Origin of the sequence: Lachnoclostridium sp. An14, from assembly GCF_002160755.1 — a bacterium.
In the GTDB taxonomy this organism is placed as follows: Bacteria; Bacillota; Clostridia; order Lachnospirales; family Lachnospiraceae; genus Lachnoclostridium_A.
In genome coordinates this window covers 1-26028 of sequence record NZ_NFLE01000038.1, presented here as the reverse complement: position 1 = coordinate 26028, position 26028 = coordinate 1, and the positions used below count along the sequence as shown (strand labels likewise).

The window sequence follows — 26028 nt, the reverse complement described above, 5'->3', positions numbered from 1 at the left end:
ACACTGTTTTGAATCTTTGAAAAGGAGGACCATCCATGGCAAAACAGATTGAAGGCGTATATGAAGCCGTACTTGCCTGCGCAAAAAAGGAATTTCTTGAAAAAGGATATACGGACGCTTCCCTTCGGACCATCGCCCAGGAGGCAGGCACCAGCACCAGCTCCATCTATACCCGCTTTAAGGACAAGGAAGGTCTGTTCGAGGCCATTGTTGGGCCTGCCGCCTCCCAGATGAAAGAAATGTTTCTGGAAATTCAGGAAAACTTTCATGGGCTGGACGAGGAGGTTCAGGAAGCGGAAATGGGCCGGTATACCTCCCGCCACCAGATGGAGCTTCTGGATTTTATCTATGAGCATTTTGAAGAGTTTTACCTGCTGATTAACGGGGCCGGCGGCAGCCGGTTCGCCAGCTTTTTAGATGAACTGGTGCAGATCGAGGTGGACTACACCTATAAATACATGGAAGTGATCGGATGTGAAACCGTCAAATCCGGCCTGGTCACGGAGGAATTTCTCCATATCATTGTCACCGCGTATTTTAACGGCATGTTTGAGGTGGTGCGCCATCGAATGCCAAAGGCTGACGCGGTCAAATATATCCGTCTGCTGAACCGCTACCATATGCAGGGATTCTCCACGGTCTTTTATCCGGAGGAGTCCCCGGAGATTGGACCATAAAGCAGACTGGCCCTCTCTTTCAGGCAATACCGAGATAATCAGGCTGTCTCCTGTTCGGATCCGCGGGAGCAGTCTCTTTATAAAATCATAAGTTAGTTTTAGCTAACAAAAGGAGGTATTTATATGCAGAAACAAAGCCCTTTGCTGCGGCTGTGGGAATTGGGAAGTGACTGCCACAGCGGTCTTCTGCGGGCAATCCTGTCTGCTTTTATCGGCGTTCTGTGTGGGATGATTCCCTATTTTGCCGCAGCGCAGATTTTAATCGGGCTGATTCAGGGAGAACGGGACACAGGATTTTATCTTACCTGGTGCATGGCTGCCCTGGCCGGATATCTTCTCCGGGCCCTTCTCTACGCTCTCGCCCTGTCCATGTCCCACAGGGCCACGTTTTCTATCTTAAAAAATATCCGGGAGCGGCTTTTGGCGAAGCTTCCCAAAATGCCCCTGGGGACCGTCGTGGACGCCTCCAGCGGCCAGTTAAAGCAGATTATAGTGGATCAGGTGGAAAGCATGGAGCGTCCCCTGGCCCATCTGCTTCCGGAGATGACGTCCAATCTTTTGGTCCCGGTCTGCATTTTTATTTATCTTTTCATTTTGGACTGGAGAATGGCTCTCCTCTCTCTCGTCTCCATCCCCGTGGGAATGGCGTTTATGATGGCGGTGATGAAGGATTACGGAAAACAGTATGAAGGTTCCGTGAAGGTCACCCAAGCCATGAATTCCACACTCGTAGAATATATCGGAGGAATTGAGGTCATCAAAGCCTTCAATCAGGGAAAACACTCCTACGCCAAATTATCGGAGCGGGTGCTTGCCAACGCCTCTTATTTTTACCACTGGATGAAAAGCTGCCAGCTTCCCATCTCCATTTCCCGGGCTCTGGCTCCCACGACCATGATCACCGTCCTTCCAATCGGATGGCTGATGTACGTAAACGGAAGCCTGAAGCTGGAAACCTTTCTCATCACCATCATCCTCTCTCTGGGAATCGCCGGTCCGCTCCTGGCCGCTATGGATTTTGTAGACAGCCTGGCAAAGGTGGGAACCATCGTTGGGGAGGTGGATAACATTTTAAATGGTGAAGAACAGAGTCATCCGGATCATCCGGTCTCCTTCTCTTCCATGGACATCCGGCTGGAACAGGTGTCTTTCGGCTATCATAAAGAAACAGAAATCCTCCACAATATTTCCCTTTCCATCCCGGCAGGCACCATGACGGCCTTTGTGGGGCCGTCCGGCAGCGGAAAATCCACCATCGCCAAGCTCATCGGCGGCTTCTGGGATGTCAGGCATGGGAAGATCACTCTGGGAGGACATGATTTAAAGGAGATTCCCCTCTCCCAGCTCTACGACCAGGTGGCCTTTGTCAGCCAGGACAACTACCTGTTTAACGATACGGTCCGGGAAAATATCCGCATGGGAAAGCCCGGATCCAGCGACGCCCAGGTGGAAGCGGTGGCCCGGGCGGCGGGCTGCGATGAGTTTATCCGCGGCCTGGAGCAGGGATACGATACAATGGTGGGCGGAGGCGGCGCCCATCTTTCCGGCGGGGAACGGCAGCGGATCGCCATTGCCAGGGCTATGCTAAAGGACGCGCCGGTGGTCATTTTAGATGAGGCCACGGCCTACATTGACCCGGAAAACGAGGCGATAATCCAGCAGGCGGTGGCCCGGCTGGTGAAGAGAAAGACCGTCATTGTCATCGCCCACCGCCTTTCCACCATCACGGACGCGGATCAGATTTTTGTCATTGAGAAAGGCCGGATTGCCGCAAAGGGAACCCACAAAGAGCTTTTGGATTCCAGCGGCCTGTACCGGGAAATGTGGAGTGCACATATGGGAGCAAAGGATGGTGAAACAGTATGATTGAGGTATTGAAAAAAATCTGGCGTTTTGCCGGCAAAGAACAGTGGAACATTACTAAGTCCGTTTTCTGGGGCTTCTTTTACGCAGTGTTTCATATGTTTCAGGTTGGCGCCATCTACTATGTGGTCCTGGCCTTAACCAGCGGGGAGCAGACGGCGGATGCCGCATGGACGGCTCTCCTGCTGCTGGCCGCAAGCGTCATCGGCCGGGCGGTGATCAACCGGTTTACCCAGCTCCAGCAGACCCACGCCGGATATTTTATGGTGGCAAACCGCAGGATTGAGATCGGCGATAAGCTGAAGCGGATCCCCATGGGATATTTTAACGAAAAAAGCCTGGGGGAAATCACCGGAGTTGCCACTACCGTTCTGGATGTGGTGGAAACCTCCGGACCGGTGGTGCTTGTCAGCATCTTAAGCGGCTTTATCAACGCCCTGGTCTTTATGCTATGCGTCTTCGTCTTTGACTGGCGGGTGGGCCTCCTGGTCCTTGCCGGGACGGCCCTCTATCTGTGGATTACCTCCCGGATGGAGCAAAAATCGGTACAGGTGACGCCGAGGCGCCAGGAGTCTGAGGCCCAGCTGGTGGACGCGGTGCTTGAGCAGCTCCAGGGAATGAGCGTGATCAAATCCTTTAACCTCACGGGAAAAGGAGACCGGCAGCTTCAGGAAGCTCTGGAATACAATCGGAAAAGCAATCTGGACATTGAGCAGCTGTTCACCCCTTACAACATTGCCCAGGAAGGGATTCTCCGCCTGTTCTCCGTGCTGATGATGGGAGCCGCCGTATTCTTTTTCCTAAATGGAACGATGCCCTTAGCCAATGGGGTCATGACGGTGATTATCTCCTTTATGGTCTTCTCCCAGATTCAGTCCGCCGGCAGCGCCGCAGCCATCCTGCGGGTGGTAGGCAGCTCCATCGACCATGCGGACCAGATTAAGGCTCTGCCGGAAATGGACAGCTCTGGGGCAGATATCGCTCCCGTCTCCCATGAGATTTCCCTGGACCACGTGTCCTTTTCCTATGACAAAAAGCCTATCCTTCAGGATGTCTCCGTCCGTATTCCGGATCAGACCACCACGGCCATCGTGGGCCCCTCCGGCAGTGGAAAAACTACTCTCTGCCATCTGATTGCCCGGTTCTGGGATGTGGACAGAGGCGCCATCACTGTAGGCGGAAAAGATATCCGTGAGTACACTCTGGAATCTCTGATGGATCAGATCAGCATGGTCTTTCAGAATGTGTATCTCTTTGCCGACACCATCGAGAACAACATTAAGTTCGGACGGCCGGAGGCTTCCCACGAGGAAGTGGTGGCTGCAGCGAAGAAGGCCTGCTGCCACGATTTCATAGAAGCCCTTCCGGAAGGCTATAAAACTGTAATCGGGGAAGGCGGCGCTACTCTCTCCGGAGGAGAAAAACAGCGGATTTCCATCGCCAGGGCCATTTTGAAGGACGCGCCCATCATTATCTTCGATGAGGCCACGGCAAACGTGGACCCGGAAAATGAGGATAAACTCCAGAAAGCCATGGAGGAGCTGATGCGGAATAAAACCATCATAATGATCGCCCATCGGTTAAAAACCGTGGAACATGCGGATCAGATCCTGGTTCTCGATCAGGGACGGATCGTCCAGTCCGGAACCCACAGGGAACTGGCCGGCCAGCCCGGCCTTTACCGGGAATTCCTGGATGCCAGACGGATGGCCGCTGGGTGGAAACTGGGGGAGACCTGACAGCCAAACAGATTGAAAACTAAAAAAGCAAGAACGTTTCCAGGCGGTAAAATTTGCTGTCTGGAAACGTCCTGGATTATTGTTTATAATAATGAAAATCACATAAGCTTCCGCCCTCTCCCAACGTCTGGGAACGTTCAAAACGGATATGCTTTAGGTTATCAAACATTACATGGTCCACTTTGCAGAATAATACGGCCACCTCAGGGCAGTGGTAATAATCCGCCAGATCTTTATAGAGGCAGCGTGTGGTATGAAAACATAAGCCCTGACTATCATTCTGATAAAACTGATTATCCCAAAGGTCCGACTGCAGAGCCTGATAAAAAATCTTACGGAATAAAGAAAACCCTCCGGGAATACTGCCGCAAAAAGATGCAAATCTCTTTTTGGCTCCCACAGAACCAATAAGATCTTCCCAAATCTGCTTAAGCGCTTCTTCCGAAGAAGCACCATGCTCCGTCAGAGCCAGATACCATGCCAGACGAGGCAAGATCCCTGTCTGCGCTGTTTTAAATTGCGTAGGTGACAGCCTCTGTTCTTGTTCGCTTATCATATCCGCCAGTATCTTTTCTTTCGCTTTTTCTGCTTGTTGAATTAGTTCCTCCGACAAAGCAATTTTCCTATCCCTATTCATAAAAATTCCTCCTAAGCGCTGCAATTCTTTTGCACTATGATTAGTTTAGCGGAACGGAATCTCTAAAACTACTCTAAAATCAACATATTTTAGCTCGAAAACCGTCTAAATCATCTTTGGCGGATTTTGTCTCAGAGAACGACAAAACTGCTTTGGCGTTGTTCCATATTTTCTTTGATATACCGCTGAAAAATAGCTTAGATTTTCATATCCAACTGCGGATGCCACACGACTGATTCTGCACTCTCCATCCATAAACATCCGACGGGCTTTTTGCACGCGCAGCTCCTGAAGATATTGATGAACCGTCATGCCGAATACTCTCTTAAACAGGCGCTGCAACTTACTTTCACTGACATAAAGTTTTCCTGCAAGTTCTTTGCAGGAAGGCGCACATTCTATATGATCCTCCAAAAGCTGTACCGCAATGTTCACCGTATGCAAATCCCCGGAATCAGGCAATACAAAGCTATTATCCACGCCCAGCGTGATTGGCATACCCGTGAAATCTTCCACAGGACAAACTGCATCCATACAGTATGAACACAGTTCCAGAATCAGACCTTGCCGATATAGATTTTTTGCCCCTCCTCTGACCGGAGGCTGCGTAAGCTGAAACAAGGCTTTTTTTAATGTATCATTCATATCCCATGAGGCAAAAACAGGATATTTTCTTTTTGGGGTTTCATTATCATAAGTTGGATCTACTAATTGGGTCAGTGTTTTCCCGGGAATCCGAATCCCGATAAAGTGATACGTTTTCCCAGTTTTATAGCAGATTTCTTCAACTCCGTTCCTGTCATGAGAAAAGAATGCCTGATTCTGTTTCATGCGGATGATCTGTGAATCCGTATTTGTCAATGTCCAGTCAATCTCATCACCCAGACAGAACGTAAATTCAAACGTCCCTGATGTGGCTCTCCCTCTAAACACCATATCCTGACGATACTGCATGAAAAATTCCCCGATTACAATCCCCCAGGGGATGGCATAACAGTGAATGAATCCTGTTCCTAAGTGTTCAGGAATTGAATAGCTGGATTGAAAATAGTCCTGTCTGTTCATATGGTCGTACGCCTGATAAATTTCACGATTCTGCAGCTCTCTTTTCATATGCCGTCCTTTAACATCAATGGTATATAACAAATTTAGTCTCTTTCAGCCGTAGTTGTAATTGAAACTTCCGTCTGATACAATAAAAACATTTAGAAGAATACGAAGGGTAAGAGAAACAATGTCCATCGATACCAATTTCCCCATCTATCACATGCACAATACTTATTTTATACGCTCTGCCCGTCTGGCTCCCGCGCCCCATGAGCATTTCGCCTCTCACCTGATCTTTGGACTGCAGCAGCCCTTTCTGGCAGAAGTTGACGGCTGCCGGATGCCAGCAGAGGGCATTGCCATCGGCTCTGGGATTTCCCATACGATTTACACGGAAGGGCCGGTTCTGGCGGCCTTTCTGGATGCGCTCACTCCCTTAGACAGCTGTCTGAAAAAATGTATTCTGAGAGGCCGGTCTTACTACCAATTTTCCCCCGGCATCTCCCAGGCCGTCAGCCAGGCTTGGCTGACAGCCTCCTCTCCTTCTGATGGGAAAGAAGCGATTTTGAAGCTGGAACAGCTGACCGGCTTAAATCCTGATTTTCCGGTCACAGAGGACTCCCGCATTTTGGAAGCCGCAGACTATATTCACCGGGCGCGGAATTTGGAAAGCCTCACCGTCCAGGAGATTGCCCGGGCCGTCTGCCTGTCAGAAAGCCGACTCTCCCATCTGTTTAAGCAGGAGGCAGGCATCTCCCTTCACCTTTACCTGGCCAACATGAAGCTGGAACGGGCCTTTTATCTGATCCCCACAGGGAAACCGATGACCGATATTTGCATGGAAGCCGGTTTTTCCTCCCCTTCTCACATGAGTGATATCAGCCGAAAACTTTACGGCCTTTCCATGACCCAGGTGAAAAAGCTGTTCTTCGGCGGGCATGCGCCTGTGGAGCTGTCCTGACAAATCAGCAGATAAACAGAAGCAGACAGCCTTTTGTTCTGGTATCATCCCTATCAAACAACAAAAAAGGAGGATACCTTATGAACCAACCCTTTGTTTCGCCGGGAACCTGGCAGCTTCACCCTCTCCCGCTATTTGACTTTCAGCTGAACCGTCTGGTGATGTGGAACCACGGGGACCCGGAACAGATTAAAAAGAATGCAGGCCGGATCACGGATTTTAAGTCCTGGGCGCAGGTGTTAAAGGAGCTGTCTGCTCAAGCGGAGTCAGAAAATCAGTGGGCTTGTGCAGCCGGATATTTGCGAATGGCAGAGTTTTTCATGGAACCGGGAACGGAGGAGACCATGCAGGTTTACGAGACAGCCAGAGAACTGTTCTATGAGCACTTTTCTTCCCTTTTCCGGGAGCAAGGCGGCCCAATCCGGATGGACTGGATTCCTTACGAAAAAGGAATGCTTCCCTGCTGGCATATCCTGCCCCCATCCACGCCCAAAGGCACGTTTTTATTTCACGGCGGAAATGATTCCCTGCTGGAAGAATTCACCGATATGCTGCTGTATCTGGCCGGCGCCGGATACGAAGTGCTGGCTTTTGAAGGCCCTGGACAGGGAGCCGCTCTCCGTCGGTATGGACTGACCTTTACAGACCAGTGGGAAAAACCGGTAAAGGCCGTCCTGGACTATTACAATGCCGACCAGGTCACCATCATCGGCGTCTCTCTGGGCGGAGAACTGTGCCTCAGAGCTGCTGCCATGGAACCCCGCATTACGAGAGCAGTTTCCTGGTGCGTGCTTCCAGGAATCTACGATGCCCTCATGGCGGATAAGCCGCCGGCCCTGCGGGCGAAACTGGAGCAGCTTCTGGAAGAAAACAGACGTGAGGAAATCCTGGAGCTGTACCGGGGGCTGGCCGAACAGGAGCCGCTGTTTCGCTGGTCGATCAGCCATTCCAACTACGCCTACGGCACTTCTGATGTATATGAATACCTGCAGAAAATAAGGGCCTTTTCCATCCGCCCCATAGCGGATCAGATTCAGCAGGATGTCCTGCTGATCAGCGCCAGGAAAGATATGCTGGTGGATTTTTCCCTCTATCGGGACGAGATAGAACTTCTGGCCAATACCAGATCCCTGACCTTCTATGTCCCCGGCGCCCCGCTTTTTGGAGAGGCCCACTGCAATATAGGAAATCCTCAGCTGATTATGGATACCATCCTGACATGGCAAGACGGCCGGAAGCACAGGTAGATTCCGAAAAAAACGGGATATCCCCGGGCAGAATGGAACCTATGAATTTCCTTCTGTCCAGGGGAGTTTTTTGGTCAGTCTTCCAGATACAGATATGCCTGAGTAGAGATAAATGCTTCCACCGGCCGGCCGTCGGTCCGTTCCAGCGGTATGCCATCCAGCTGAACCCGCATCTCTTCCGGCAATTTTTCAAATCCCTGGGAATCAAAATGACGGTACAAATCACCCCAAGTGGAAGAATTTTCTGGAATATAGGGTTGCTCTGTGTCTCTTCCTACTGTATCTGCTACCGCCCCACTCTCATCGGTCCGGATATCTGTATGCAAAGTCCAGTTATGATAGAAAGCAGTCATACATATAAAAAATGCGGAAAGTCCAAACACAGTCAAAATTTTTTTCATGCTGACAACCTCATTTCCAATAGATCCGGTTAATTTTAACTAACCGAATTGTAGCACGAAGTAAATAAAAACGCAACCATACACGAATCAAAATTGGGATTGATGTTGCACCGCCTCTATCGTATGGGTTCTCTCTATCTCCTCTCCTAACAGCATATTAAATAACTGGTTTCCTCCATCCTCCCATGTTACGTCCGTATAATACTCCATTCCATCTACCACAATAAAATTCCAGGCATGGTTCATTTTCCGGCTCACTATCTTTTCGCAATAAAATCCCATACGGTCTGCAATCTCACGATAAACCACTGCATATCCTTCGCAGATTGTTCCGCCCGCATTCAATGCCCCTACCACATCATACGGTCCATTCAAGTCATAATATAAATGTTCCTTCATCCATTCGCAAATCCGATAAGCTTTCTCATACGGCGTTTCTCCCTGATTACAATACTCCACCGCCTGTCGGATTTTTTCCTCCGCCTGTAAAATCTCCGCTTCCGTCCGCTCGTCTCTGGCATAACTGGCCTTTCGGTGTGCTTCATCATTTGGAGGATCAATCAGGACTCCTTGTTCAAACTGTACCTTTCTGCCACCAATTTCTGCTTCTCCATCAGCCATCTGTCCCGATTCATAAAAGTAGTACCACTTTTCCCCGATTAGCTGCCATCCTCTCTGCATAAAACCGTTCGGGTCAAAGTAATACCAGTCCAGGTCTCCCTGCCATTCCAGCTGCTGCCATCCCTGGACCGGCTGTCCATTTTCCTGCAGATAGCGCCACTGGCAGTTCCATCCGGCAGCATAACTGCGGCTGCTGAAACATATAATAAAGATACTTGCGGTTAATAACCTCTTCCACATTTTTATCTGATTCGTAACTATTCCTCCCATCGTTCCTTTTTGAATCCCGTCATTCTTCTTTCAGGCAGCCAGCCACAAAAAATCTCCCATCCATTTCCTGATAACTGCAAGTGATGAGCAGCAAAAGAGGCGCTCTATCCGGCCAAATCCCGGTTTCATAGAGCGCCTCCTCTTTTAATAACTGTATGTATTCTTGATATCCTGAGCTACCTGTAAATGAATAAAATTGCACGTATTGTTCCGCTTCAGATGCTGATGGCGCATAACCAACGGCAAAAATTTCATATTCCCTCTTTTCGTATAAAGTATCAAATTGTATGGTACGGTGATTGCCCCAAAACGAATCATCCTGGTATTTCATCAGATCCGAAAACATCGTTCCATTCCTCATATGATGTCCAAATAGCATCAGGATTGGATTCTCCGCCTGATAGTCCTGTCCGATAAATGGTGTCCCACTGTAGGATTCCTGCCTATAAAAATCACGATGCAGATAAAATTCCGGCTCCTCTGGCGTAGACATCACCGGATAATTGATTCGGGTACCTTCAATCTTTACCCATCCTGCAAGGTCGGTATTCTCCTGATAAAGAAGATTATACTCCGGCAGAATTTGTTTTGCTTCTGCTGCCGGTTTCAGCCTGGTCTCATAATCCGTAAAACTGTACTCACGTGTCCTTACTTCTTCTACTTCTCCTGCCAGTTCCTCAAATACCGTCTGTTCTCCTCTCAGTTTCTTGAACCGAACAACCAGAATGGCTGTAGTTGCAGCAAACAGCAGACAAAGCACAATGGCCGCAGCCAAACGCAATTTCCTCATGGACAGCCTACCTCCCACAAAAGTTTCGAAAAATAAATAAACCTTCCGTCTATCCACCTGCAGATTCTTTCTGTGGTCAGATATTCTTCAGAAGAACACTCTGGATTATCCCGGCTCCATCCCGTCTCTGATAAAAATGCTTTCACATCCGGGAATGCAAAAAGAGCGTTTCTGGCCTTCTTTAATTCTTCAGCCGTCCACACTCTTTTCTTCAGGTCAAATTCCTGCTCTAACACACAGATTAGTTTCTCATCCTCCCATAATCGATTTCTACCATTCATCCGTAAATAAATCCTCCACTCGTTCAATTTGTTCTCCATGAAATGCTTTTGCCGCTTCCTCCTCATTTCCCCAAGCCATATTTTCTAATTCTTCTTTTTCTCTGTCAAATGGTTCCTCCAGTTCCTGCGGCGTCATTTCCATTCCATCCTGTTCCTTTTGTTCCCGCTGTCTCCATTCCGGAACATGCTCTTCCGTTTTTTCCAGCACCAGCTTCTTGGCCTCCGGATGCCTGGAATAATCAAACTTCCGAACCCGCAGTACCTTTTGTCCGCGAATAATTACCAATGCCTGATTTAACGGGAAGCGAAGTATTTCATCCGGAAGCAGCAGCTTTCGCTTTCCCACCGAACTGGTTTCTGAATAATCCGGCACATAATCACTCATCCGCATGGTAGACAGGTTCTTGCGAACGGAGGATACCCCCACCGTCACATCGCCAGACCTCTCGCTGTAATAGGTGGCTGTCGTCATATCATTGCAGCCCAGAAACAAAGAAATATCGCAGCCACCTAGGATTTCTTCCCATTGCCCGTCCGGATACCGGTTCTGCAGCTGAGGAATGTTCTGAAAAATAATGCTCATTCCCAGGCCACGACTTCTGGCCGTGGCCAATTTCTTTTTGAAATCGGGAACTACTCCGATATTTGGAAACTCATCTAAGATGAAATGGACTGTTACCGGCAGCTTTCGATCCGGCTGACTATCCGCGAACCGAACCAGCTTGATACAAAGGAAGGATACGAACAACGTTGCCAGCACATCATAGGTGGAATCCTGGTCAGATGTGATACAGAAGTAAGCGCATTTTTCTTTTCCCGGCAAAGTTAAATCGATCTCCGAATAGCTGGTAATCTTCTGCACCTTCTCATTCTGCATAATCTGAAGCCGGGTTCCCAGGCCCAATACCGCATTCCCCTTCACTTTCTCTGCTTTGGAAAACAGCCGGTACGGCCCTTTCGCCGGGTGGGAAGTCGGAAGCCGGTCAAAAATACCGTCCAATGCTTCCAGGCTCTGGTTAATCAGTAATTTATATGCTTCGGCAAATGTCCGATTTTCCTCTTCGTATTCGTGATATACATACAGACAGAGCGCCTTTAACAAATCCATTTCCGTATTATCATAAAAGTGGTCGAATTTATCCGTGGTATTGCGGATGACCACATCCACAAATGTGTCAATCAAACCGCCGCCGTCAATCTCAGCCAGACAATCCCAGGCATCTGAATGGTCTAAGGAAATCAGGTTCCACTGCCGTACTGTATAACCCTGCTCTTTTAAATAAGCAGCAGTGTCTTCATAGAGTTCCGATTTCGGGTCGGTCAGGAACATGCTCTCTCCCCTCCGCACACACTGGAGAATCATGTTTCTCGCAAACGCCCTGGACTTCATAGAGCCCTGAGAACCGCAGACTGCAATGTTCCGATTTAAACGGGAATCCTTCGGCAAACTGATAATGGTATCCCACTTTAAATCCTGCCCCAAAATAATTCCATCCACATCTCGAGTCTGACGGTCTTCCTTCAATACCTGGCTTCGCTCTCTATCCGGCATATATCCGGCAGTTCCATAGGTTCCCAGGCTGGAATAAAAGAAATTGCGCTCCGTATCCGTTCCGGCCAGAGTATCCTGCTTCCCTTGAAAGACAATCACTGCTCCCAACGCCGCAAATAAAAGCAGCACAAACGAAGTTGTCTTCCAGCCCTGAAGGGAAAACATGGCTGTTGCAAGACAGAAAATCGGATTTAAACTGGCAGTTCCCGCATCCTCCATAATCTGGCAAATCAGGCCGCTGACATAAACCGCCAGAAAAAGCAACATGCCGATTCCGAGCAGAAATCGTCTTCTCTCCGGTGTGCCAAGCAGGCTTTTTACAAATTCTTTTACTTCATCTTGAGTCATGTTCCCATTCTTCGTTTCACTCGCCTCCCTTACTTCCTATACTGCGGCCCCTTCCAGCCCAGATACCGGGCAGTTTTCTCCGGCTCCAGCGCCTGAATCTGAAAAGGCTCTGGAAAAATCTCCTTGAGCGCCTGGGCCTGATAAGAAAAGCAGACCAGATTTCCCTGCCGTGATATCGGTCTTTTCAAAATGCGCGAGAGTTTTCTTAAGTCCATGAGATAGCAAAAATATACCGGCCTGTCATTCCTATCCCAGCCATCTTCCAAATGTCCCTCTTCTTTTTGAGGCTTCTTTAACATCTCACCCAGAAATGTCATCAGACGCCGATTCCCCTCATCTTCACACAACAGCCGGAGCTGGAGCCACGCTTCCACCTTGAGCGGAACATAGTAATAATGCTCATAGACATCATCCAGAGAAAACAGATTCCCTTTGATTCCTCCCTCGCTCTCCAGCAGCCGTCGAAGCATGAACATATCCCTCCCGAAAAAGACTGCTCCGGTCAAAAGAGTACCTCCACACTTTCTTATTCGGACTTCCAGACGTCCTGCCAGATTCCGCTCGATTTTCGGAGTCCATTTCATCAGCCGGTCCATGGTATTGTACACGATGTAACCGCGGTTCCCGACCAAAAGGCCGCAGGCTCTGGAGCCCTTAATCTCTAAATCCTCTGGCCGTTTCCATTCGGCGACACCATAATAAGCCGCCCAATCTGATTGCTCCCATAATACTCCCGGTTCAGTCGCCCTTCCCATCTCCCATGGAATCGCCGGCTTTTGGTGGGTGAAAATGCCGATTCCTGCTTTTCGGCAAAGAATCCATACCATGCTCATCCGGTGCAGGCGAAGGCGCTTATCCGGTTCACTTTTAACCAAATTGGTGCTGGACGAACCCATCAGGTACCTTTCTACGTCCTCGGGATATCGCGCCAACAGATATCGTTTGGCCTTTGCAGACAGCAGATAACCCCACAGCCCATCCTTTTTCCTCTGACGCAGCATTCCCTCCTTCTTTAATCTGGTAATCAATGCCGCTCCATAGGACTCAGACCCTACCGCAATCCCAATCCAGTCAGCCGGGAGTTCGCCGCTGACCGCAACAAGAAGAAGGAGTTCATCCTTTCGATCCAGTCCCATATGTATCCTCCTCTTATACCCATGTATCTCCAACTCTTACCCTATTCACTCCAACCCTGGGTAAAATTTTTTGTCTTTTCGCTTGCATGAATGCAGTCAAACCGCGGATTTCTCCTTTTCTTACCCTGTCGAATTTTCTGCGCTGACAACAGCCGATTTTTTCGATATGTCTGTCCCTCTGTTTTCTTTCTGGAGCCATGATGGGAACCATTCCTGCGGCATCAAAAAAAGGACCGTCCGGTCCTGGTTCGATATCAAAGTGACATGATAGGTATTTAAAAACAGCCCTCCATCTGACTGCAAAAAAAACATTCCAAGCGCATCTACCACCTGCTTTTCTTCCATGTTGTCATGATCACGGATACGACTTTTGGGAAGACATTCATCATACATATGCTGAAAGCATATGGTCGCCTTCTCATAAAAAGGCAGGCTTTCCCCCTGCTCCAGGCGAAGCTGGCACCAGTCTTTGAGCGCCAGATACAGTGGCTTATAAATATAATCGCTGTACGTTCCTTTCCGGTGAGGGAGCAGTATTGGAAGCATGACCTTTACAATTTCATCTTTATAAGACACCGTAATCCGATGGGATTGAATCAACTGTCCCCGATATCGTTGTTTTTCCTCCGCCGGCCAGTCGCCATCAAGAATCATATGCCGCAGACGTTCCGTCAGCTGCTCCGCACAGATGGAACACTCTCTTGTCAATTCCATGAATTGTTCATACTGAAAATCAAAGCACTGTCCGCTCCGCATATAAATCTCCTCCGCATTTCTGGCTTCCGCCAGTTTCTCCTGCATTTTACAGGCAATCCGCTGGATTTCTTCCAGGATTTTCGACTGCTTCCCCGCCAGTTCTTCCACCTTACTTCTTTCGATAATACTCCACCACGCCTCCTTCCTTTACCACACAATATCCGATTGCGCCGGGAATCTGCACCTGCCCGATCAGATTTCCATCCTCCAGTACCACGATGTGGCTTTCCGCCGGTCGCCTGCCCTCTCGGTATAAGCCATTGACCAGCTTCAGGCTGCCGGTATCCACGTAAACAATATCATAGAGTTCCTGGCTGCTGATAAACAGCAGCCTGACCGGAAAGTCCTCATGTTCAGCCAGGAAATGGTATTCCACCGGCCGCCTCCGGCATAAATCCGCCAATACCCAAAGGCTTAAAATCGTTCCGTCATCTTTCAGGGAATAGGCATTTTCGCTGGAGGCCAGGAGCCCGGTATAAGGATTCAGGTATAGCTGCCGCTTTTTCTCCAAGCGTCTTATAGCCCGCAGAACAGAAGTTTCCTCTCCATAAAAGAACGCGACCAACTGCTCCGGATACATCACATTGTATTTGCGGAGCATGGACAGTACCTTTCGCGCTGTCTCCTCCGGATTCTGATAGACCGCCATGTTCATTCACTCCTTTCCTGCTGCCTTCTTCGCGGACTGCTACGCCAACGTATGTGTACCGGCCTTTTCCAAACGCTCCTTTAGCTTCTGAAGGTCTCTTCGGTCGGTCGTAATCAAATCTTTCTCCAGCTGACTTGCCTTAAATTCCAGAGTCAGGTTATTGCTGTTGGTGGAAATCATACCTTTCCCCCGTTCAAAATGGACGATTTCCATCCGCTCCGCATCTGACAAATGCAAAAGCTCCTGGACTTTTTTGGCCTCGTCATTTTCCAGATTCAGCACGATTTTCGTCTTGCAGGCATTGATGATTCCCCTGCCGTATTTCCCGTCCTTTAACGCCATGAAGTCAGAAAAATCCTGGGTAGCACATACGGCGCTGCCTCCGTAACCACGGATAATCTTAAAGATTTCCAGCACATATTCCGCCGCCATCTCATTTGATGAAGCACCGATCAGCTGCCAGACCTCATCGATAAAGATTGCTTTCTCTACCGTCCGGTCCTCCTTTGCCTTTGACCAGACGTAATCCAAGGCTACATACATCCCAACTGGCAGCATATCGCCGCTGAGCTCGGAAATATCCAGAATCATGTACTTGTTTTCGCGGTCAATATTTGTCTGCTGGTTGAAACTGGACGCCGAGCCATGAACCAGACGGGCCAGGATATTCGCCATCCGCTTTGTTTCCGGTTTTTCAATCAGAATCTGATATACGTCCCCGAGAATCGGCATAGGACGGTACTGCTCTGGGTTTTCCGGGTCATTCAGGCTTTCATTCTCGTAGGTAATTCCCTTATTATAATAGGTCGTGACCAATGCCTCATCCAAAAGCTGCCGCTCCTCATGGGTCATATCCGGGATAAGAAGGGAAAAGAAAATATGCAGTCCCTGTATTTTGGAGGCCAGTTCTGACTGCTCGGTGACGGTTCCATCCAGAATCTGATTAGCTGCGGAATCCCGTTTGCGAATCTCCATGATATTGATACAGTTGAGGGAACCTGGTGAAATCTTGATATAGGCTCCACCGATATTGGTACAGGCTCTGGCAAACTCGTGTCCCTTGTCCGGTGCAATGATAAATACCTGGATGTTTTTCCGCCGCATCCGCAGTGCCATCAGCTGTAGCAAAAAGGTCTTGCCGGCCCCGGTCGTCCCCATAATGGCAATATTGGCATTTTTATAAACCATAGAGTTAAAGATATCGATAATCACCAGAGAGCTGTTTGCCGTATTCACTCCCATAAGAATTCCGTCCTTATCCGACATTTCAAAAGAGGTGAACGGGTAGCAGCTGGCAGCTCCAGAAGTCAGCACATTGCGTTTGGAACGCTCATAGATACTTTTATCCAGCTTTAACAGGGGCAGCGCCGAGCGAAATGCCTGTTCTTCCTTAAAAATGCAGGATACCGTGTCCATATCCTGGGCATTCAAAAGTTTCCTCATTTCTCTTGCTCTCCATTCCACCTCCTTTGGACTGTAACCGGTGACGGTAATCAGGATACAGATATAATAAAAGTCCTCATTGGCAGAAAGTCCATTTTTGAGATAATAACCGGCTTGAATGGATTCCGCCAGGTCATCAAAATCCGTATTGGTATCCGAGGTATCCTTGATTTTTGAGCGGTTCAGGCGAATCCGGCGCCCAATCCGCTCAATGGTTTTGACTTTATCCTGTTTGTAGAGGAACAAATCGACGTCAATCCCCTCCCCCGCGTTGACCAGCAGGGACATCCACCCAGCCGGCACCCGGTTCCGGTACCGACCGGATGGGACAAACAGATAGGTATGGTACACACCGTCTATCACAACATAATTCCTATGCCGAAAATCCAGTTCTCTGGGAGCAAACATCTCGGTAATGGGAATCCGAGCCGCGCTCTCCTCCCCGTTTTCCCGGATATGCCATGCTACGACCTCATTGAGCCGGTCCGAAAAGCTGGTCCGGGTACTGGTTTTCCGGTTCAGCAGCAGATAGAAAATCTCTGCGGTTTCTTCCGTAGGATTTTCGGAAAGTTCAATCTCGTTTCCACACTGATATAAATACTTTTTTGCCGTCTGTGCGTAGGACTGGAGCAGATTTGCCGCTTCCTGTTCGCTTTTTCTTCGGGCATCAACCTGAAAAACCAGAAAAAAACGCCGGGTTACCGCTTCCTTATATCCCACAGAAGTAATCAGGTTAGCGTAGTCCTGCTGAAGCATCCGGCAACGAGGATCCGGTTCCTTTTCCATGTCCTCTTTGATGGCTTTTAGAAACTGGGAAATATCCGCCTTTTTGGCAATGGATTTCATCTGCAGTTCCGGCGGCGCGATTTTTAAATACCCCATGTAGGAGTAAATGATATTTCGCTGTTCGCTGGCACTTCGATGGAGGAAGTTAATGGGCTGTACTTCAATGATTTTGACGTACCGCCCATCTGTGGTATGGATAATCCCATTCCGGATTTCTTTAATCGGAATCTCAGCAGCCGCACGGGTATAGGGCAAATCATAGTGTTCACTCTGTTCTCTTTCCGGTTCTTTGGACTCTCCTCTTCTTCGTTTGGGACGCTGCGTTTTCCTCTTCCGCCCCATAGACTCCTTTTGCTGCGTTTTCCATTCCTTTCGGGTTCTTCTCAGCATCCGTTTCCATTCCCGCCGCTTCTGCCGCTCTTCCCTGCTCTTTGCCACGACGTTTTCTCCCTCCTCTCATGGCTTTTTCCTTTTTCCGGTTCAGTGTCAGGCGGTATCTTTCATCCGGTGGAAGAAGTACCCGCCTTCGCCTGAGAAACTGAAAAAAACTTGCAATAAACGCAAACAGACTCTCTCCCTGAACACCCAAAACGGCCAGTATCACCACTGGAACCAGAACAATCATGCCCAGATACATCTTTGCCTTGACCGATAACTCCAGGGATAACAGAATGGGCAGGAGCACTGATAAGAGAATCGCTGTTTCCACGGCATTTCTGGTCTTGATTCGTCCAGAAAACAGCGTTCCCTCTTCCGCAAAGTTTGGTGGAATCGTATAGATTTCAATCCGGTCATCCTGGTCCATCTTCCCATCACCTCCTTTTCCATAGCCAGACTAACCAGGCCGTAAAACCGGCCATCCCCAGCAAGCCGGGAATCAGCAGGACTCCTGCTTTTCCCTGGCCTTCCATATCCTCTGATAATTCAGGTAAGGCTTCCTCACGTTCTGTTTCCCCGGCCATACTGGCTTCCACTTCTGGGACTGACTCTATTGGTTTTGTATCTGGACGGGCAGCTTGTTCCGTTTCCGACTGGTCAGCTTCCGGCGGCGTTGCCACAGCAGGCTCTTCCGGAAACTGAATCCGGCTGGACGGCTCTACTGCAATCCGGCAGACAGCCACCTCATCCACTTCAATAGAAAATCCTTCCGATTGACTCGTGCAGGCAAACCGCCGGTTTTCTGATACGGCTTCGATAGAACTCAAACAATAATCACCGGCCGGAAGCTCCAGATTTTGTATATAACCATTTTCTGGCTCTAAGAGAACGGAATATGCTTTGCCGCTTTCCCCTTGAATTAGGGTTGCATGAACGGTCCCCTGAAATCCTTGAAATGCCTGGCAGCGGACCGCCAGCATTCCTTTTTCGCTGCTGGTATCCGTATAGTTCTCCTCCCAGACGTTTTCTGTCTGCGTCTGATTTTCTCCCGTTGGCTCTGCTCCATAGACCGTTAAGAGAAGAAAACAACTGATGATTCCAACGGCACATATGCCGCTCCATATCCGTTCCACCGTTCCTTTTTTTATAAAACGCATCATTCGTTTCCTATAATCCAAATCCCTCCTTCACTTAAATTACGGGCATATGACTGAATGGTCTGCGGACTGTAAAGGTTCCCTGTCCGTGCCCGGCTTCCCGGATCGGCAATCGTGAGATAACCATCCGCTGTAATTCCAGTCAGTACAATATAATGGCCGCTGCTCCCGGAAATCGTGTTCTCCGCGCAGATTACAACTGCCAGACTGCCTTTTCGCAGCTTCTGAACCACGTAATCCATCCGCTCTCGTTTGACCCGTTCCACGGATAAACCCCAGTGTTTCGCCGCATTGGAAGGGAAGCTGTGGCTGGTTCCCTGGCCGGGAACATATTCCCCGTTTCCCATCGCAAACGCAGCGGTCATCTGCGGCGTCACATCCTCCCCGGTCAGAGTTGAAATCACGATTGCCAGAGCCGTAGGGCCGCAGCCGGCATCCCGGATTGTACTTGTTCCAAAGGCCATAGAGCCCCATGGTTCCTCTCCCTGATTGTAATAGACTACCTCTTTTACACAGCCTTCCACCGTGTCGTACTGAATCCGGTCTCCTCCCGTGGCAATCTCACTGCTGAATACATCTTCCGATGCGCCAAAACCGGTTACATAGTTTTTCCAGCTTGCAGCATGAAACAGAATATTATCAATTCCGTCTTTGCCATTTTCCAAGAGCTGAAATAGTGTCAAGACATACTGGAAGGTAGTCTGGTCGGTGACATACCGGTAGCTGTAGCCGGACGGTGTTGAGGCAAGGGTCCCATTCAGCGTAACCGCCAGCGTATAGTCCACCACTTCGATTTCTTCTTCATCTTCCTCGTCGTCTCCGGAATCAATGGTTTCCGTATGGGTTCCGGTCACGCTCCATGCAAAAAAAGTGCTTCCCTGAGATTCCACCAGTTCTGTTAAAAGCGTTTTCGACACACTGGCATTTGCCTGTAAATCTCCTGTCTCTTCACTTCCTGCTGCCGCTTCTGGCATCTCCGTCTCGTTTTCGCTCTCTCCTTCATCTGCAATGGATAAGTAGGACATAACCTTTTTCACATGATTGGGCGTCTCCGCATTTTGTGGTACCCGGTAACCGGCTTTCTTGACGGCGTTTGGCCCCGCATTATAGGCAGCAATGACCAGTTCCAATGCATTTGGATACGAACCAAAGGTGCGGAAAAGCTCTGCCACATACTTTGCCCCACCCATAATATTTTGTTTCGGGTCAAAAGGGTCACTGATTCCCAGACCTGCGGCTGTAGCCGGCATCAGCTGCATCAGTCCCTGGGCGCCTGCAGATGATACCGCATTGGGATTAAAGTCGGATTCCACCTTTGCCATGGCCTTTAAAAGAGCCTCCGGAACCTGATACGTAGCAGCAGCCAAAGCGAAATACTCATCATAAGGGCTGGTCAAATTCCCCGTGATACCGCTGATCGCTCCATATCCGTTAAACGCTACAATCTGGCTGCCGTTAAAGCTTTCCTCAATCAGAACCGCCAGATACCTTGCAAGAGCCGGCTCCAATATGCTCTCATATTCGTCTTCTACCTCATAGGCATCGTAACTATCCCAGTTGTCGGAGAAGTCATCTTCAATTTCCTCCAGCTTCTGGTCACGGTATCCCTCCAGCAAATCCGTAATCTCCGTCCGATATGCTTCATCGGAAAAAATCTGCTCAATCTGAGCCTGGATCGTCTGGAGTTCCGCCTGTCTTGCCTGAGCCACATAGCTGTCCGCGCTTTCAAAGCCCAGATAAGTGAAAATAATCCCAACCGAATTGGCAATGAGAAACATCCATAAAACCAGGGCGGCAAGCACCGCCCCTACAATCCTCCAAAAGGTTTTGCTGGTGATAATGGCCCCGATTACGGTCCCCAATGGTCCTGCCAGGGCAGTCCCGGCAGCCGCTCCACTGACGGCGGCCCCGGTTTTAACCGCTCCGGCTACGGCCTGAGCAGCCTGGATTGAACGAACGACCCGTTCTGCCTGCCCCGCTGCCCGGCCAAGCCGTGCAGCCATTTCTGCCGCTTGTTCAAGCGGCGTATCCTGCCCCTGCTCTGAAATCATCTGCACCCCCTTTCTTTTACGATTAGCCTGTGTCTTGATTCTTCCTGCGTCTTGCCGTTTTCTTTCTCTCCCGACGCTGGGGCTGGCCCTGCTTTTGATTTCCGGACTGCCCTTTCTTTTTTCCTGCATGGTATTCCGGCACGGTACGAATCTCCTTCTGGGACAACCGGCTCTTCTGGTAGGTCTTCTCCAAATGCAGCGTCCCGTCTTTTTCCAGGGTTGCCTTTACCTCCGGAAGCATAGCCGGCGCTTGTGCCTTCTCCGGAAGTTCATAGAAGGTCTTTCCATTCTCATGGATCGTCTGGTATTCTCCAGTTTTCGGTTTCTCATACTGCGCTGCATCATAGCGTATATACTGCTCCCCGTCCCGATTGACCGGGTACATGCCCGCATCCATAACGGTTGAATCGGCTGCCGCCCTGCCATATTTACCTGCACTTCCTTCCGCTCCATATGCAGAGCCTTCTCCATGGGCGTTCGTACCCATTGCAGCATTACTGCCATAGTTTCCGGCCATACCAGCCGCTCTTTCTCCCGCCAGGGATTCCTGATTGATAGTTCCTGCAGTGGGATGCTCTAACTGTCCACCCGCCCCAGGGATTGAGCCGATTTGTTCGCTTACTGCTCCGCTATGCTGACTGTATGCCACAGAATCTGCTCCTTCACCTTCAGGCGGAACCGTTCCTCCTTCTTCCATGCTGGGATATCCGCCAATAGCCTCTGTACTGGTCGAACCGATACCTGCACCGGTCGCATCCTCCGTAACGGACGCTCCATGCAAAGTATCCATCGTTCCTCCCGGCGCACTTATCTCTTCCATTCCGGCAAATTCCGTTCCCATTTCAGGAAGATTCTCACTGGCTCCATCTTCCTGCCAGCCTGACACTGGATTCAGAGCGTCCTCCATTCCAGGCACCTCTCCTGTGCCATCCAAAGCCATCTGGTCCGGATTCCCAAAGGGAAGGATTTCCTCTCCGCCTTCCATATCCATCGAAGGCAGCATACCGGACTCCATTTCGCCAAAGTCCTGTCCCTGTCCGGCAGTTAACCTTCCGGTATCTGTCATTGCTTCCTCGTTCATTCCATCCGCCGGCATCATCCCATCAGGGCCAAAAGCCTCCATATCATCCGGATTCCCAAAGGGATACATCGTTTCATTTGAATCGGCTCCAAATGAGGAGTCATCCACAAACGGCATATCCTCCATCCCAGGTTGGCCGAGAGGCTTTGAGTTGGCATCTGCAGCACCTTCCGGATTCAAGCCTCCGATTCCGGTTCCCTGCGGTACAGTCATCCCACTGGCTGCTGCCGCCGCTCCTTTGCCCGAACCCGGAGTTCCTAACGGAATCCCTTTTCCTGTTCCAAAGTTCATGGCACCATCGCCAGTCCCCGTCTTTGCAGCAGATGGACTTCCCAGCCCCGTTCCTGCGCGAAGCAAACGGCCGACCATCATCAGTGCTCCCAGACCGCCAAGGCCACCTCCGGTTCTTCCCAGATTGACTCCCAGGGAACCCATGTAGGAATCCAGCTTTGCCGTAATCTTGCAGAACCCAATGAGACACATGGTTGCCGCAAAAAATTTCGTAAAGCCATAGCTGCTCGCCATCAGATTCCCGTAGGCAGACAGGAACATCTTCACACACCAGGCATCTAATATGACGATTAATACCTGACCGCCGAACATTTTTACCCAGGAGGCTAAAATTCCATTGGTAGATTTGGAGCCACCGGTGGCAAACGCCAGCGGCGCTGTGTAAGAAAAGACGCCCAGCAGCACATACCTTTCCGCTAAGATGAAAAGCATTTTGAAATAGTTCCACGCAACAACAAACTGCATGATCAGAAGGAGCATGCTAATACTCAAGCTGTCAATTCCAAGAGCCGATACAACCGCTTCAGAAGCAGAGACATATGCGCTGAAGGAATCTACCGTAATTGCAGTTCCCACCACCCATTGATAGGGGGTTCCGGCCAAATCCAGGATATAGTTGACCACCTGCTTCGCGTAGGCAATCAAAATCAGGCAGACGGCCGAACGAAAAATCAGTTCCAAAGGGTCCTCCGAGGCAATCCCCGTCTTTCCGAACATGGATTTAAAAAGCTGCCAGACCAAAATCATAAGAAGCAGCATGATCCCGATAGGCATAACTGCGTTTTTATATAAATCCCCAACAACGCCGAACAAATCTTCAAACAGGTTTAAGTCGCAGGAAAGGATTTCCGTAAACATACTGCTTGCCACATCCATCATGTCGATGATGAACTGGGAGCACATCTCGCGGATTGCTCCGAAAAGTAATTCCAATAACCATCCCATGGATTATCCTGTTTGGACTTCCCACCTCCTTTTGCCGGGAGAGCGCCGGCTTATTTCTGCTGTCATTAAGGGGTAAACATACTTTTGGGAATCACGCTTTCCATGTAAGTCACAATAGCACCCAAGGTCATCAAGGCCGCCCAGCACACAATAATCCGCTTCAGCCAGGCACGGGACTCATCTACAGTTTTTCCGGAACGGGAAAAGTTCATGAGGAATAAGCAGACCGCAGCGCACACGACAGCCGCCACCGTAGCAAGTCCCGCCACATCCGTATAAACCTTCTGCATGGCGTCCCGCGCCGTATCAAAAATGTCCGCATAGGCCGTCTGGCACATGCAAAGGCTCATTACATAAACCAGATACATCTGCCCGGTCCACGCTGCAAGCCGCCCTCCAATACCAGGCTTTTTCACAGGCTCTGCCTGTTTTTCCAATGGCAATCGCATCCCCTCCTTCCATGTTTTATGCGTTTTACTGCACAAAAAAAGCAACCACCGGTCAGTGATTGCTTCTCCTTGTTTTTGGTCAGTTTTGCGGCTCTCCAGAAGTTTTTACTTCTGCGCAAAAACTGATGATACCATTATAATTTTTGTGGAATCGCAAGTCAATCAATAAGAAGTCTTAAAATAGTTTCAAATTATTTATATTCTTATTGGTCGGCTGCGAGAGCTTCTTTTTCTTCATAATAACGGTCTGCAATATATCCTGCAGATTCCACAGCAATGCATTCAATCAAGAATTCTTCGTAGTACAAACCCTGTTTGTCCTGATTCTAAATAACGCTTCCACACTTCGTCGGTTACTTTAACATTTGCAAATATAGGTTCATTTTCTGCACACCATTTTACCAGGCCATCCATGGATTCAAAAATAGGGCTAACTGGGGAACCTTCTGTTATATCCTCCCACAGTTGATACCCTGGTCCTTCCGGCGGCTCAAAAAACTGCATCTGTTTTTTTAAATAGCTATCATATGCCGGGCATCCAGATTCATCTAAAGGTATTTTTTTCAATCTGGCAAAATTCTTGCACTCCGTACAGAAATCCACTTTATCAGCACTTTTGCAGAACCCTGGCTGAATCAAATACCCGTACCATATTTTCCGTACCGGATAGTCAAAATCCAATGGTACTCGTTTTACCATCCAAGTCATAATCACACTCTCCTTCTTAAAATAAATTGGGGCGGTTGCTTTCAAAACAACCGCCATCCAGTCATACTCCATGCGCAATTACTTACGCCGCTAATCGCGTCTCTCCGCTATTTTTGTCCTGCCGTTCAATCGTGTAATAATAGGAGCTCGTTTCCACCCGTACATATTCTTCTGCAATTTCCAAAATTTTCTTAACGCGGTCAGTCCAGTACATGATATTTCCCGAAATATAGCTCAATTCTTCTCCAACCTTAATAGGAAGCTGGACTTCTCCGGATACGCGGACAATGCGTTTTGTTCTTAACTCTGTTTTCAACTTCGAATTCCTCCTTCATTTTACAGCAGTTTGTCCAGATGCTCACTCTTTTGTTTCCTATTCTCTGCCACCTTCCTTCTGTATTGCTGTCCCTTTAAACGCAAAGAAAGACGCCACATTCCATCAAAAAAATGCGCGTCTCTCTTTGCAATCACTATGATAAACATGCCTCTTTCTCAATCGGCAAATGCTTCCTCATATACTGAAAGGAACCAAATTTAATATATCCCATTCGTTTTTGAGATATAGAAATCAATACAATTTCATATTAACACTATATGTTGTATTAGTCAATTTTATTTTACTGTATCTTGTGTTTTTCTTATCACTTGCTGCAGCCTTCTATCCTTTCCCATTGCAAATGCAGCACTACAACGTATTAAAATATTTCTTTACTTCTTCACCTGTCAGATTATACTTCTCCTGCACTTTTTTTAATATCTCCCCAGGTGAAATACCGAAATCGTTTAAAGAGGATATAAGAAGACCAATTCCCTGCTCGCGCTCACGTTCGCGCCCCAGTTCCATACCTTCCTCGCGGCCTTTTTCAATATTGTCTTGATCTCTAACCAACAATGTCATATATTCATGCCTCCATTCTCGATTCTTTTTCGCTTCAGCTACCGCTTCTTCCAGTTCCTGAACAAATGGATCATCACCACAGTTTCCTGCTACGTAATCCAGAAACGCCCGGAGGCTGGAACTTACGTCATCCATCGTTCCTCTCGCATTCAAAAAAATTCTGGTTGCCCCATCTGCAATGTTTACTTCGGAATCCTCCTTGCAGCCACCATTAAATGTATACATATGCCGCCCTTTTCCATATAAATCGAAGGGACATATAAATATGATATAGGTATCGTTTAGATGGCGGTATGTTATCCCTTTATCTAACAGTTGAAGGTCAATCATGGCCTGATAGTATCTGCTTCTCCGTGGAAGCTCCTTCGTATCCGTCATCTGCATCTCTATTGAATAGACTCGCTCCTTATCGTCTGAGAGATACACATCCAGTCTGACCGATCTGGCATCCACATCCTGATCAATGCTTTTCTGAGTCTCCAGGATTTCAATATGATCAATCGCCAAACCAGGGAGGATTCTCTGCAGAAGTTTCTTACACAGCCCAGGGTATTGCCTCATCAGCTTGCCAAACAGGAAATCATTGGATATACCAATATTCTCCCAGGCTCTTTCTATGTCTATAGTTGCTGTTTTGGATGATTTTAAATAATCTGTCATTGCTCTTTAAACTCCTTTATCTAATTTTATCTTAACATAACTCATACTGTTTTTCAATCTGGCCATAAAAAGGAGACCATAACTACTCGGGTGTTTGACAGTTGAATAAAAAGAAAATCCCTTGCAGGCCGCATAAGTCCTGCTCTTTTTTTGTCAACTTTTTTGTTTTAATATATAGCATTTTATGGCATTATATGTTATAATAA

General features: G+C 48.7%; 24 protein-coding genes. 5 read left to right on the top strand and 19 right to left on the bottom strand.

Annotated features, from left to right (window positions below; translation table 11 throughout):
• Positions 1 to 35: 35 nt before the first annotated feature.
• From B5E84_RS16705 to B5E84_RS16695, 3 genes are all read left to right on the top strand, one after another.
• Positions 36 to 677 (top strand): TetR/AcrR family transcriptional regulator, encoded by a 642-nt coding sequence (locus B5E84_RS16705; protein WP_015545085.1) that lies wholly within the window; start codon positions 36 to 38, stop codon positions 675 to 677.
• A 123-nt stretch (positions 678 to 800) separates the two neighbouring features.
• On the top strand, positions 801 to 2543 hold the full coding sequence (locus B5E84_RS16700; protein WP_087224889.1) for an ABC transporter ATP-binding protein: 1743 nt from the start codon (positions 801 to 803) through the stop codon (positions 2541 to 2543).
• Positions 2540 to 4279 (top strand): ABC transporter ATP-binding protein, encoded by a 1740-nt coding sequence (locus B5E84_RS16695; RefSeq protein WP_087224886.1) that lies wholly within the window; start codon positions 2540 to 2542, stop codon positions 4277 to 4279. The genes B5E84_RS16700 and B5E84_RS16695 overlap by 4 nt, the downstream gene beginning before the upstream one ends.
• Before the next feature lie 76 nt (positions 4280 to 4355).
• Here B5E84_RS16695 and B5E84_RS16690 read toward each other — a convergent pair whose 3' ends face one another.
• Both B5E84_RS16690 and B5E84_RS16685 read right to left on the bottom strand, forming a co-directional pair.
• Entirely contained in the window at positions 4356 to 4916 is a 561-nt protein-coding gene (locus tag B5E84_RS16690; RefSeq protein WP_087224883.1) for an L-2-amino-thiazoline-4-carboxylic acid hydrolase, read from the bottom strand.
• A 105-nt stretch (positions 4917 to 5021) separates the two neighbouring features.
• Complete coding sequence (locus B5E84_RS16685; RefSeq protein WP_087224881.1) at positions 5022 to 6029, bottom strand: helix-turn-helix transcriptional regulator; 1008 nt, start codon at positions 6027 to 6029, stop codon at positions 5022 to 5024.
• A gap of 121 nt (positions 6030 to 6150) precedes the next feature.
• Here B5E84_RS16685 and B5E84_RS16680 point away from each other — a divergent pair, with 121 nt between their 5' ends.
• Together B5E84_RS16680 and B5E84_RS16675 are read left to right on the top strand one after the other, a co-directional pair.
• Positions 6151 to 6924 carry a helix-turn-helix transcriptional regulator gene (locus B5E84_RS16680; protein ID WP_087224878.1) on the top strand — a complete coding sequence of 258 codons (774 nt, stop codon included), beginning with the start codon at positions 6151 to 6153 and terminating at the stop codon, positions 6922 to 6924.
• A gap of 80 nt (positions 6925 to 7004) precedes the next feature.
• Positions 7005 to 8171, top strand: a complete 1167-nt coding sequence (locus tag B5E84_RS16675; RefSeq protein ID WP_087224875.1) for an alpha/beta hydrolase family protein — start codon at positions 7005 to 7007, stop codon at positions 8169 to 8171.
• 74 nt (positions 8172 to 8245) lie between these two features.
• Here B5E84_RS16675 and B5E84_RS16670 read toward each other — a convergent pair whose 3' ends face one another.
• The 17 genes from B5E84_RS16670 to B5E84_RS16595 all read right to left on the bottom strand — a co-directional run bounded on the left by B5E84_RS16670 (position 8246) and on the right by B5E84_RS16595 (position 25822).
• On the bottom strand, positions 8246 to 8572 hold the full coding sequence (locus B5E84_RS16670; RefSeq protein WP_087224872.1) for a hypothetical protein: 327 nt from the start codon (positions 8570 to 8572) through the stop codon (positions 8246 to 8248).
• Between the two features lie 87 nt (positions 8573 to 8659).
• The gene (locus tag B5E84_RS21245) at positions 8660 to 9463 is read right to left on the bottom strand and encodes a transglutaminase-like domain-containing protein (RefSeq protein WP_087224869.1); all 804 of its coding nucleotides are present in this window, start codon (positions 9461 to 9463) and stop codon (positions 8660 to 8662) included.
• A gap of 19 nt (positions 9464 to 9482) precedes the next feature.
• Positions 9483 to 10253 carry a class B sortase gene (locus B5E84_RS16660; protein WP_087224866.1) on the bottom strand — a complete coding sequence of 257 codons (771 nt, stop codon included), beginning with the start codon at positions 10251 to 10253 and terminating at the stop codon, positions 9483 to 9485.
• A complete protein-coding gene (locus tag B5E84_RS16655) occupies positions 10250 to 10534 on the bottom strand; it encodes a hypothetical protein (protein ID WP_143469261.1) in 285 nt (94 codons plus the stop codon). The genes B5E84_RS16660 and B5E84_RS16655 overlap by 4 nt, the downstream gene beginning before the upstream one ends.
• On the bottom strand, positions 10524 to 12353 hold the full coding sequence (locus B5E84_RS16650; protein ID WP_442911402.1) for a VirD4-like conjugal transfer protein, CD1115 family: 1830 nt from the start codon (positions 12351 to 12353) through the stop codon (positions 10524 to 10526). The genes B5E84_RS16655 and B5E84_RS16650 overlap by 11 nt, the downstream gene beginning before the upstream one ends.
• Positions 12354 to 12463: 110 nt before the next feature.
• On the bottom strand, positions 12464 to 13435 hold the full coding sequence (locus B5E84_RS16645) for a hypothetical protein (RefSeq protein ID WP_242963418.1): 972 nt from the start codon (positions 13433 to 13435) through the stop codon (positions 12464 to 12466).
• A gap of 255 nt (positions 13436 to 13690) precedes the next feature.
• Positions 13691 to 14434, bottom strand: a complete 744-nt coding sequence (locus tag B5E84_RS16640; protein ID WP_087224855.1) for a DUF6100 family protein — start codon at positions 14432 to 14434, stop codon at positions 13691 to 13693.
• A 1-nt stretch (position 14435) separates the two neighbouring features.
• Positions 14436 to 14975: a DUF5697 family protein gene (locus tag B5E84_RS16635; protein ID WP_087224924.1), complete on the bottom strand. Its 540-nt coding sequence runs from the start codon at positions 14973 to 14975 to the stop codon at positions 14436 to 14438.
• A 39-nt stretch (positions 14976 to 15014) separates the two neighbouring features.
• On the bottom strand, positions 15015 to 17300 hold the full coding sequence (locus B5E84_RS16630) for a VirB4 family type IV secretion system protein (protein WP_204248612.1): 2286 nt from the start codon (positions 17298 to 17300) through the stop codon (positions 15015 to 15017).
• A 169-nt stretch (positions 17301 to 17469) separates the two neighbouring features.
• A complete protein-coding gene (locus tag B5E84_RS20910) occupies positions 17470 to 18009 on the bottom strand; it encodes a hypothetical protein (protein ID WP_204248611.1) in 540 nt (179 codons plus the stop codon).
• Positions 18010 to 18016: 7 nt separating this feature from the next.
• Positions 18017 to 18760: a hypothetical protein gene (locus B5E84_RS16625; RefSeq protein ID WP_143469260.1), complete on the bottom strand. Its 744-nt coding sequence runs from the start codon at positions 18758 to 18760 to the stop codon at positions 18017 to 18019.
• On the bottom strand, positions 18739 to 20790 hold the full coding sequence (locus tag B5E84_RS16620; RefSeq protein ID WP_204248610.1) for a transglycosylase SLT domain-containing protein: 2052 nt from the start codon (positions 20788 to 20790) through the stop codon (positions 18739 to 18741). The genes B5E84_RS16625 and B5E84_RS16620 overlap by 22 nt, the downstream gene beginning before the upstream one ends.
• Positions 20791 to 20812: 22 nt before the next feature.
• Entirely contained in the window at positions 20813 to 23107 is a 2295-nt protein-coding gene (locus B5E84_RS16615; protein ID WP_204248609.1) for a hypothetical protein, read from the bottom strand.
• Between the two features lie 65 nt (positions 23108 to 23172).
• Positions 23173 to 23550, bottom strand: a complete 378-nt coding sequence (locus B5E84_RS16610) for a fimbrial protein (protein WP_330374289.1) — start codon at positions 23548 to 23550, stop codon at positions 23173 to 23175.
• A gap of 288 nt (positions 23551 to 23838) precedes the next feature.
• Positions 23839 to 24264 (bottom strand): hypothetical protein, encoded by a 426-nt coding sequence (locus B5E84_RS16605; RefSeq protein WP_143469259.1) that lies wholly within the window; start codon positions 24262 to 24264, stop codon positions 23839 to 23841.
• 82 nt (positions 24265 to 24346) lie between these two features.
• Positions 24347 to 24580, bottom strand: coding sequence for a hypothetical protein (locus B5E84_RS16600; RefSeq protein WP_087224843.1), 234 nt, complete (start codon positions 24578 to 24580; stop codon positions 24347 to 24349).
• Between the two features lie 369 nt (positions 24581 to 24949).
• On the bottom strand, positions 24950 to 25822 hold the full coding sequence (locus tag B5E84_RS16595) for an Rpn family recombination-promoting nuclease/putative transposase (protein WP_087224840.1): 873 nt from the start codon (positions 25820 to 25822) through the stop codon (positions 24950 to 24952).
• Between the last annotated feature and the right edge of the window lie 206 nt (positions 25823 to 26028).